The 6,581-nt window shown below is 61.7% G+C and carries 7 protein-coding genes; 3 read left to right on the top strand and 4 right to left on the bottom strand.

The features are described 5' to 3' along the window. Positions 1-73 precede the first annotated feature (73 nt). From ASD50_RS02160 to ASD50_RS22870, 3 genes are all read right to left on the bottom strand, one after another. On the bottom strand, positions 74-529 hold the full coding sequence (locus tag ASD50_RS02160) for a universal stress protein (RefSeq protein ID WP_056235306.1): 456 nt from the start codon (positions 527-529) through the stop codon (positions 74-76). Between the two features lie 12 nt (positions 530-541). After that, on the bottom strand, positions 542-2,056 hold the full coding sequence (locus ASD50_RS02155; RefSeq protein ID WP_056235349.1) for an APC family permease: 1,515 nt from the start codon (positions 2,054-2,056) through the stop codon (positions 542-544). A gap of 530 nt (positions 2,057-2,586) precedes the next feature. Beyond that, positions 2,587-2,931 carry a hypothetical protein gene (locus ASD50_RS22870; protein ID WP_156464901.1) on the bottom strand — a complete coding sequence of 115 codons (345 nt, stop codon included), beginning with the start codon at positions 2,929-2,931 and terminating at the stop codon, positions 2,587-2,589. Positions 2,932-3,057: 126 nt separating this feature from the next. Here ASD50_RS22870 and ASD50_RS02150 point away from each other — a divergent pair, with 126 nt between their 5' ends. The 3 genes from ASD50_RS02150 to ASD50_RS02140 all read left to right on the top strand — a co-directional run bounded on the left by ASD50_RS02150 (position 3,058) and on the right by ASD50_RS02140 (position 6,009). Further along, positions 3,058-3,861, top strand: a complete 804-nt coding sequence (locus ASD50_RS02150; protein ID WP_056235303.1) for an isocitrate lyase/PEP mutase family protein — start codon at positions 3,058-3,060, stop codon at positions 3,859-3,861. A gap of 30 nt (positions 3,862-3,891) precedes the next feature. Beyond that, complete coding sequence (locus tag ASD50_RS02145) at positions 3,892-4,869, top strand: proline racemase family protein (RefSeq protein ID WP_056235345.1); 978 nt, start codon at positions 3,892-3,894, stop codon at positions 4,867-4,869. A 147-nt stretch (positions 4,870-5,016) separates the two neighbouring features. After that, positions 5,017-6,009 (top strand): adenosine kinase, encoded by a 993-nt coding sequence (locus tag ASD50_RS02140; RefSeq protein ID WP_056235302.1) that lies wholly within the window; start codon positions 5,017-5,019, stop codon positions 6,007-6,009. 4 nt (positions 6,010-6,013) lie between these two features. Here ASD50_RS02140 and ASD50_RS02135 read toward each other — a convergent pair whose 3' ends face one another. Then, the gene (locus tag ASD50_RS02135) at positions 6,014-6,253 is read right to left on the bottom strand and encodes a hypothetical protein (RefSeq protein WP_056235298.1); all 240 of its coding nucleotides are present in this window, start codon (positions 6,251-6,253) and stop codon (positions 6,014-6,016) included. Between the last annotated feature and the right edge of the window lie 328 nt (positions 6,254-6,581).

Here is a 6,581-nt window from a genome sequence, read left to right as displayed (position 1 = left end):
CAAAGCTCTCCAGCACCGCTGCCGGCAATGCTGCCGGATTACGAACGCGAAAAGCTGAACGCCGAAATACTTCTCAACAAGGCGGCCTACGGCGCATGCTTACCTGGCTCCACATAAGGTTGCGGATGAACCAGGGACGCCGCGGGTCTGCCCCCATGATGATGGCATCGCAATTGTGACGCTTTGCCTCGTTCAGGATGCTTTTGCTCGGATTGCGGGTGGTTACGATATGGCCACCTGCCGTCACGCCGGCTTCCTCCAGTTGGCCAAGAGCCCAAAAGACGTTCTCCTGCTGCTCTTCCATCTCGCGCTTGCTGGGGCGCAAGCCTGGATTGGGCAGTCCAAGACCTGTCCCCCACAGCCTTGCCACGCTGAGCACTCTGGCATGGCCGTCATGTGGAAGCAGCATCCGCACCGCCAGGTCGATCACGTCCTGGTTGAAACGTCTGCCTTCAGAAGCGATCAGCACATTTTGCGCGGCTTTCGATTCGCCGGCAGTCCGTGACTGTCCAAACAGGTTCCGGATCATCTGCCCAACCTCCTAGTTGCTGGTTGTCGCTACCGCGCCGGCAGGCACGCCGTCACGGCGGTCCTCCCATTTGCGGTACCAGTACAGAGGCAGGTACATGAACGTCGCGGCGATGCCGAGGAAGTAGTAGATCGCCTGGCCGCCGATATACGAGTAGATGACGCCGCCTACCAACCACACGAAGAAGTACAGCGCCGCCAGCGCCAGCGCGACGTACTTGAAGTACTCCGGCAGGCGGAACGGGCGATGGACGTTCGGGCGGTCCTTGCGCAGCAGGTAATAGCCGATGAGCACCGGCACGAAGGAACCGAGATATCCCACGTTGGAGAAGGAATAGATCTCGATCGCTCCGCCCATGAACGCAATGAGCAGGCTGGCGCCGACGTTGGTCATCATTGCCCGGTCAGGAACGTGGTTCTTGTTGAGGTGCTGGTAAAAGCGCGGGAACTGGCCGTCGAGCGACATCTGGTAGAGCGAACGCGAACAGCCCATCAGCGAGTTCAGCGCCGACAGCACCAACGCGATGATCAGCATGATCGCCATCAGCCATTCCATTACGGCCCCTGCGACGCCGGGGAAGATGTTGCTGGCGAAAGTGACAAACATCGTCTTCGGATCGACCAGGGCCGGATCCGATATGGCTTGTGCGCCAAGCACGACCACGAACGAAATCGGCAGCATGGTGTAGACGAAGACACCGTAGCCGCCTTCGAGCGTCATGGCGATCTTGGCGTCGCGGCCCGGATGCTTGCACTCGCCGATGTAGCAGGCTGCCGCTTCATAGGCGATAACCGTCCATAGCAGCGGGAACGCATAGGCTACATACATGACCCAGGCAGGGTAGCCGTTGATATCGCTGAAGAAGCTCGACCCGTCGAGTTGCGGGAAGTTGGCGATCTCGCTCCAGTTCGCGGCATCGGGGTTGAAGACGAAGCCGATCGACAGGAACGTCAGCGGGATCATCGACAACACGGCCAGTATGGTAGCCATCGAAGTGCCGAAGCGGATGCCGAGATAGGCGGGCACCGACAGGACCAGAAGACCGACCGCGGTAATCGCCAGCGTCCACCAGGGGATGAACGTGCTGATCGGTGTAATGCCGACAGTCGCGTCCAGCCCAAAAAGGTGGGTGATGTAGAACGACGCCAGGATCATGTTAAGCGGCGCGACCGGCATCCAGCCCACCCAGTACATCCATGCCGTCACACCGTTGACGTGCGGCGCCAGCCGCGGCCATCGGTCCTTGTAGGCAGGATAAGCATAGGATGGAGAACCGCCCGTTCGCCCGGGCATCATTGCCGACAGTTCTGCCAGCAAAAGGCATAACACAACGCCTGTAAGCGTGAAGAATGCGATGAAGGGAATATAGGAAGCGCCGAAAACCGTAAGAAAGGCTGGCGCGGCGCCGGTTACGAGAATGGTTCCGGCCAGACCGATGACAAAGGCGCCCCACCAATTTGTACCGGTCTGAAGATTGCCTTGTTCGTAGTCTAGTACGTCGATTGTGTCCCCGTGAGTATTGCTCATCTCGTCCTCCCTTTCACCTTGGCGGTGATCGGGGTCTTGCGGCATGTGCAGCCAATTGGCTCCGTGTAGAACGTACGTTTGCGCTTGTCAGTCATGGGGTTTCCTCCTCCTTATGACCTGGTTTTGCAAAATCGGTCTGCTTACCTGTCTGTTCGGCCCCTCGCCGGGTCAGGCTGCCTGAGGCCGCACGAAGTACCCACGTGCCGCCGAAAGACGGCTCGCGGTTTTTGCTCTTCGACGTGAAATTACGGGCGCGTACGCAAGACCCGACGCCCCTGTTTCAGCATCTTTTGTGTTAAGGTCGGTTGGTAGCCGGCCACTGGCCCGGCACCACCGCTGCTTGCGGCCATGCCGAGGTCGAAAATTGCGCTATCTGGTGTGTTCGGCTTTGCCAGATGCACCAATACCGACACGACAGAAACGGCACACGCCAAAGTAACGGTGCAATTCTTCCCGTATCGCTTTTTATGATGCCATGATGGCTAAGCCATAGCCGCTCAATTTTCACACGTTATGGATGCTTGTTGTTGTTATTTTTCCACCCATCCGTCTCCTCCGATTACCAAATCCGATGAATCAAAGAGCTGTTCTTCGTTGGGCAAAACTTTCAATCTAATGTAATTCACATTGAGAAAGAAAATTTCACCAAATGCAATCAGGCCACAAGCTCCCTTACCTGTCAACTGGATAATATTTCCCAAGCGTCGTGGAAGATTGGTTTCATGATCAAGATTTGTAACTCTTTGAACTAGTTCGATAAATTTCGATTTTTTGCGATGCGTGGCAAAAATGGCCGTCCGGGCAAGGCAACGCTTGCCAATGGAATGAGCGCAACATCGGCTGGCCGGAGACAGGGCAGCGCATTCTCCTGACACCACCCTGTCATGTTTATCGGACGGAAACCGGAAAAACAGGGCCCTGAGCCAATCGCATCCGTTTGCCCGCCGCAGTGCCCGAGGATAGGATCGCTCCACGATTTCAACACTGACAGGGCAGACGCCATGGACAAGGGCAAGACTTTCCGCGAACTCCACGCTTCCACATTCGTCATTCCAAATCCCTGGGACATCGGCACCGCCAAGCTTTTGCAGTCCTTCGGGTTCAAGGCGCTGGCGACGACCAGCGCCGGCTTCGCCTTTTCGCGCGGGCTGCGGGATGGCGCGGTGAATTTCGAGACGATGATCGCCCACTGCAAGGAGCTGGCGGCTGCGACAGACCTGCCGGTGTCGGCGGACCTGGAGAAAGGCAAGGGCGACAGCCCGGAGCGCGCCGCCGAAACCATCTTCGCCGCCGAGGCCGCCGGTCTGGCCGGTTGCTCGATCGAGGATTTTTCCGGCGACGACGATCATCCGATCTATGATTTCTCCCACGCGGTCGAGCGGGTGGCTGCGGCGGTCGAGGCGGCGCGGGCCTTGAAGAACGACTTCGTCTTCACAGCGCGGGCGGAAAACTTCCTGCATGGCATCAACGATCTCGACGACACCATCCGACGCCTGCAGGCGTTCGAGAAGGCAGGCGCGGACGTGCTCTATGCACCGGGCATTGCCGATATCGAAATGGTGCGCACCATATGTTCCTCCGTTTCCAAGCCGGTCAACGTTCTCGCCGTCCCGGCCTTCACGGTAGCCGAACTGGCCAAGGCAGGAGCAAAGCGCATATCGCTCGGTTCCAAGCTGACCAATTATACGTTCGGTGCGCTGGAGCGTGCGTCGAAGGAAATTCTGGAGAGCGGTTCTTTCGCCTTCAGCCGTGACGCCATGGCCTATGACAGGCTGCAGAAGATGTTCTCGGCTTCGGAAGGCTGAGCGGTGAATGCACCTTTGACCGTCACCGACATGCATACCGGCGGCGAGCCGGTGCGCATCGTCACCGGCGGCTATCCGCCGATCCCCAAGGGCACGATCCTCGAAAAGCGCGCTTACGTCCGCGACCACCTCGACCATCTGCGCAAGCTCCTGATGTTCGAGCCGCGCGGCCACTACGACATGTATGGCGCGCTTTTGGTCGAACCGGACCTGCCGGGAGCCGACCTCGCCGTGCTGTTCATGCACAATGAGGGCTACTCGACCATGTGCGGCCATGCCGTGATCGCGCTCGGCCGCTATGCGGTGGACACCGGCATCGTCGCGGCCCAAGAGCCGGTGACCGTGGTCAACATCGAGGCGCCGTGCGGGCTGGTCGTCGCCTCGGTCGAGGTCAGGGACGGCAAGGCGGGCGCGGTCTCCTTCGAAAGCGTGCCGGCCTTCCTGTTCGCCCGCGAGGAAAGCACCGAGCTTGCCGGTTTCGGCAAAGTGCGCTTCGACCTTTCCTATGGCGGCGCGTTCTACGCCCTGGCCGACTGCCGCCAGTTCGGGCTGGAATTCGGCCGCAACCGGGCGCGCGATTTCATCGACGCGGCAACCGCGCTCACCGACAGGTTGAAAGCCACCCTCCCCTTGTCCCATCCCGACCACGACGACCTCGCCTTTCTCTATGGTACGATCCTGACCGATGGCGTGGACAGGTTTTGCGACCAGCCGACGAAGAATGTCTGCGTCTTTGCCGAGGCGGAGGTGGACCGCTCGCCGACCGGATCGGGCGTGACGGCACGGCTGGCGGCGATGCACGCCAAGGGCGAGATCGGCATTGGCCAGACGCGCGTCTTCGAAAGCATCGTCGGTTCGCGGTTCACCGGCGCGGTTGCCCGCACCACGACGGCCGGGCCGCATGAGGCCATCGTCGCCCGCGTCGGCGGCCGCGCTTTCTATTCGGGCAAGGCCGAATACACCCTGGAAGACGACGACGAGCTCGGCCGCGGCTTCCTCCTGCGTTAGATTCAGGTGCGGGCGGCCTGCAAATGCCGCCTCGCCCCAAACACTTTGCCCGGGCTTTGCAAAGCGGTCCCGATGCTCTAGACCCCGCTCGGCTGGTGCGCGCGGATTGCGGCGGCGGCGTGGAACCCTTGCGGCGGAGTGGGATGAATGCCCGAATATGACGTCCTGTGCATCGGCAATGCCATTGTCGATATCATCGCCCAGTGCGACGAGGCGTTCCTCACCGACAACGGCATCATCAAGGGTGCGATGAACCTGATCGACTCGACGCGCGCCGAGCTGCTCTACACCCGCATGGGTCCGGCCATCGAAGCGTCCGGCGGTTCGGCCGGCAACACGGCGGCGGGCATTGCCAGCTTCGGCGGCCGCGCCGCCTTCTTCGGCAAGGTCAACGAGGACCATCTCGGCGAAATCTACGCCCATGACATCAAGGCGCTGGGCGTCGCCTTCGACACCGCCCCGCTGAAGGGCGAGCCGCCGACGGCGCGTTCGATGATCTTCGTCACGCCGGACGGCGAGCGCTCGATGAACACCTATCTCGGCGCCTGCGTCGAGCTTGGCCCGGAGGACGTCGAGGCCGACAAGGCGAGCGGCGCGAGCGTCACCTATTTCGAGGGCTATCTGTGGGACCCGCCGCGCGCCAAGGAGGCGATCCGCCAGACCGCGCGGCTGGCGCATGCCGCCGGGCGCGAGGTGGCGATGACGCTGTCGGACTCGTTTTGCGTCGACCGCTACCGCGACGAATTCCTCGACCTGATGCGCTCGGGCACGGTCGATATCGTGTTCGCCAACAGCCACGAGATCAAGTCGCTCTACCAGACCGCCTCCTTCGACGAGGCCTTGGCGGCGATCCGCAAGGATTGCCGGCTGGCCGCCGTGACCCGTTCCGAAAAGGGTTCGGTGATCGTGCGCGGCGACGAGACGGTGGTGATCGAGGCGACCGCCATTGCCGAGCTGGTCGACACCACCGGCGCCGGCGACCTCTATGCCGCCGGCTTCCTGCACGGCTACACGCAAGGCCGCGACCTGAAAACCTGCGGCGACCTCGGCTCGCTGGCGGCGGGGCTGGTGATCCAGCAGATCGGCCCGCGCCCGCGCCAGAACCTGCGCCTCGAAGCCGAACAGGCCGGCTTGCTGTAGCGCCTCACTCCTCCAGCCTAAAAGCCAGCATGAGGGCCGCTTCGGCGGCGACGCGGCCGGGGATCGGACCGCCGCCGCAAGCGCCGGGGCCGTTGTCGTCCATCGGCAGATGGCAATGGCCCTGTCGCCGGCACAGCCGGTTCAGGCAGCGCTCGGGTGCGCCGTCGGCTTCGAGCGCGAGGCTCAACGCCGAAATGCAAAGCTCTTTTAACTCCTGCGGGATGTCGTCTTTCGGGTCCGTCATGTCTGGTCCTTTCGGGTTGGATGTTTCAGGCATGCGGAAGCCCCTTCCCGCCGCGAACGGATCGGGAAGCAGACGCAGGAACCGCGCCCTTGGAAATTATTATGCGGCGCGGTGTCCTGCGTCCGCCGGCGTTTTGCCTCACCGGGGGATGGCATTTTCGCCAAAGGCCCAGTCGAGGCCCGGACCTGGGGGATCATCTCCCAGTCGCGCTACCGCAGCGCGACCGATCCGGCGCCGCCGCCCTCGCCTGATGCCCGGTGCGCAGCCAGGCTTCCCGTGAGAACGGTGCAAGGATTATGCGGCAGGCGGAGAAGGCGTGGATAAAATG

Origin of the sequence: Mesorhizobium sp. Root552, from assembly GCF_001427285.1 — a bacterium.
Classification (GTDB): domain Bacteria; phylum Pseudomonadota; class Alphaproteobacteria; order Rhizobiales; family Rhizobiaceae; genus Mesorhizobium.
This window is presented reverse-complemented; position numbering and strand designations above follow the sequence as displayed.

Bases quoted from the DNA above. Each gene is read 5' to 3' on its own strand.
- ASD50_RS02160 (WP_056235306.1), bottom strand. From the start codon at position 529: ATGATCCGGAACCTGTTTGGACAGTCACGGACTGCCGGCGAATCGAAA.
- ASD50_RS02155 (WP_056235349.1), bottom strand. From the start codon at position 2,056: ATGAGCAATACTCACGGGGACACAATCGACGTACTAGACTACGAACAA.
- ASD50_RS02150 (WP_056235303.1), top strand. From the start codon at position 3,058: ATGGACAAGGGCAAGACTTTCCGCGAACTCCACGCTTCCACATTCGTC.
- ASD50_RS02145 (WP_056235345.1), top strand. From the start codon at position 3,892: ATGCATACCGGCGGCGAGCCGGTGCGCATCGTCACCGGCGGCTATCCG.
- ASD50_RS02140 (WP_056235302.1), top strand. From the start codon at position 5,017: ATGCCCGAATATGACGTCCTGTGCATCGGCAATGCCATTGTCGATATC.
- ASD50_RS02135 (WP_056235298.1), bottom strand. From the start codon at position 6,253: ATGACGGACCCGAAAGACGACATCCCGCAGGAGTTAAAAGAGCTTTGC.